Source organism: Mycobacterium sp. (assembly GCF_035499775.1).
GTDB lineage: Bacteria > Actinomycetota > Actinomycetes > Mycobacteriales > Mycobacteriaceae > Mycobacterium.
Genome location: NZ_DATJYB010000561.1, coordinates 1 through 2,532 on the forward strand (window position 1 = coordinate 1; position 2,532 = coordinate 2,532).

The 2,532-nt window shown below is 67.6% G+C and carries 2 protein-coding genes; both read left to right on the forward strand.

Features of this window, described 5'->3' with window-relative positions; translation table 11 throughout:
- Positions 1-1,682, forward strand: a 1,682-nt coding sequence (locus VML93_RS34080; protein ID WP_325617560.1) for a DEAD/DEAH box helicase, incomplete at its 5' end; no start/stop codon positions are given.
- Positions 1,679-2,532, forward strand: an 854-nt coding sequence (locus tag VML93_RS34085) for a nucleoside triphosphate pyrophosphohydrolase (RefSeq protein WP_325617562.1), incomplete at its 3' end; no start/stop codon positions are given. The genes VML93_RS34080 and VML93_RS34085, both read left to right, overlap by 4 nt.

Here is a 2,532-nt window from a genome sequence, read left to right on the forward strand (position 1 = left end):
TGCCGATGGACCGGGTGATCTGCGGCGACGTCGGCTACGGCAAGACCGAGATCGCGGTGCGGGCGGCGTTCAAGGCGGTACAGGACGGCAAACAGGTCGCCGTGCTGGTGCCCACCACGCTGTTGGCCGACCAGCATCTCGAGACGTTCCGCGAGCGGATGGCCGGGTTCCCGGTGGTCGTCAAGGGGCTGTCCCGGTTCACCGACGCGACCGAGTCCCGCGCCGTGATCGACGGCATGGCCGACGGGTCGGTCGACGTCGTGATCGGCACGCACCGGCTGCTGCAGACCGGTGTGCGCTGGAAGGATCTCGGGCTGGTCGTGGTCGACGAGGAGCAGCGCTTCGGCGTCGAGCACAAGGAGCACATCAAGTCGCTGCGCACCCACGTCGACGTGCTCACGATGAGCGCCACCCCGATCCCGCGCACCCTGGAGATGAGCCTGGCCGGCATCCGCGAGATGTCGACGATCCTGACGCCGCCCGAGGACCGCTACCCGGTGCTGACCTATGTCGGTCCGCACGACGACAAGCAGATCGCGGCGGCGTTACGACGCGAGCTGCTGCGCGACGGGCAGGCCTTCTACGTGCACAACCGGGTCAGCTCCATCGACCAGGCCGCCGCCCGGGTGCGTGGTCTGGTGCCCGAGGCGCGGGTCGTCGTCGCCCACGGGCAGATGCCCGAGGACCTGCTGGAAAGCACCGTGCAGGGGTTCTGGAACCGCGAACACGACATCCTGGTGTGCACCACGATCGTGGAGACCGGCCTGGACATCTCCAACGCCAACACGCTGATCGTCGAGCGCGCCGATACGTTCGGGCTGTCCCAGCTGCATCAGCTGCGCGGCCGGGTCGGGCGCAGTCGCGAACGCGGTTACGCGTACTTCCTCTATCCGCCGCACACACCGCTGACCGAGACGGCCTATGACCGGCTGGCGACGATCGCGCAGAACAACGAACTGGGCGCGGGCATGGCGGTGGCCCTGAAGGACCTCGAGATCCGCGGGGCCGGCAACGTGCTCGGCGTCGAGCAGTCCGGGCATGTGGCCGGAGTCGGGTTCGACCTGTATGTGCGGCTGGTGGGTGAGGCCGTCGAGGCCTACCGGGCGGCGGCTGACGGGCAGGTGGTGACCACTCCCGAGGAGCCCAAGGACGTGCGGATCGACCTGCCGGTCGACGCCCACCTGCCGCCGGACTACATCGCCAGCGACCGGCTGCGCCTGGAGGGCTACCGCCGGCTGGCCGCCGCTGGTTCTGATGGGGAGGTCGCGGCCGTCGTTGAAGAGCTCACCGACCGTTACGGGCCGCTGCCCGAGCCCGCCGAGCGGCTCGTCGCGGTGGCGCGACTGCGATTGCTGTGCCGCGGCGCCGGCATCACCGAGGTGAGCGCTCCGTCGGCAGCAACGGTGCGGTTGTCGCCGATGAATTTGCCGGATTCCGCCCAGGTGCGCCTGGCGCGGATGTACCCCGGCGGGCGTTACCGCGCTACCACGTCGACGGTCCAGGTTCCCATTCCGCGGGCCGGCGGCGTGGGTGCCCCTCGCCTCCGCGATGTCGAATTGGTGCAGATGGTTGCCAATTTGGTGACTGCCCTTCTGGGAAAACCACAGCAGGAAGTTGGTATAACGAACGCGTCCGTCGATAAGGCCAACCCAGGGTCGAATAAGGAGCGACAAGCGCGATGATCGTCGTCTTGTTCGACCCCCGCCGCCCTTCGCTGGTGCCTGTCGAGGCCATCGAGTTCCTCAGCGGCGAGGTGCAGTACACCGAGGAGATGCCCGTCGCCGTGCCGTGGTCGTTGCCTGCGGCGCGTCTCGTGCACTTCGGAGACGACGCGCCGGTGTTGCTGTCGTCCGATCCCAGCCACCCCGAGGTCACCGCACGATTGGCCGCCGGCGCCCGGCTGATTTCAGCACCGGAAACGCCGCGCGGGGAACGGCTCGTCGACGCCGTCGCCATGATGGACAAACTGCGCACCGCCGGGCCGTGGGAGAGCGAGCAGACCCACGACTCGCTGCGCAGATACCTGCTGGAGGAGACCTACGAGCTGCTGGACGCGGTGCGCAGCGGCAACGCCGACCAGCTGCGCGAAGAGCTCGGCGACTTGTTGCTGCAGGTCCTCTTTCATGCCCGCATCGCCGAGGATGCGCCGCAGCTGCCCTTCACCATCGACGACGTCGCCGTCACACTGATGCGAAAGCTGGGCAATCGCGTACCGGAAGTGCTTGCGGGCAAATCGATTTCACTTGAGGATCAGTTAGCCCAGTGGGAAGAGCGTAAGGCGACCGAAAAATCGCGGCAGTCCGTGATGGACGACGTTCATACAGGTCAGCCCGCGTTGGCGTTGGCGCAGAAGGTGATTGAGCGCGTCGACAAAGCGGGGTTTCCTGCCGACCTGATCCCCGCCGAGATCACCTCGGTCTCGGTGTCGACCGATGCCGACGCGGAAAACTCACTGCGCACAGCGGTTTTGGAATTCGCCGACGCGGTCCGTCGCGTCGAGAGGGCGATTGCGACCGCCCGCCGCGGAGACGA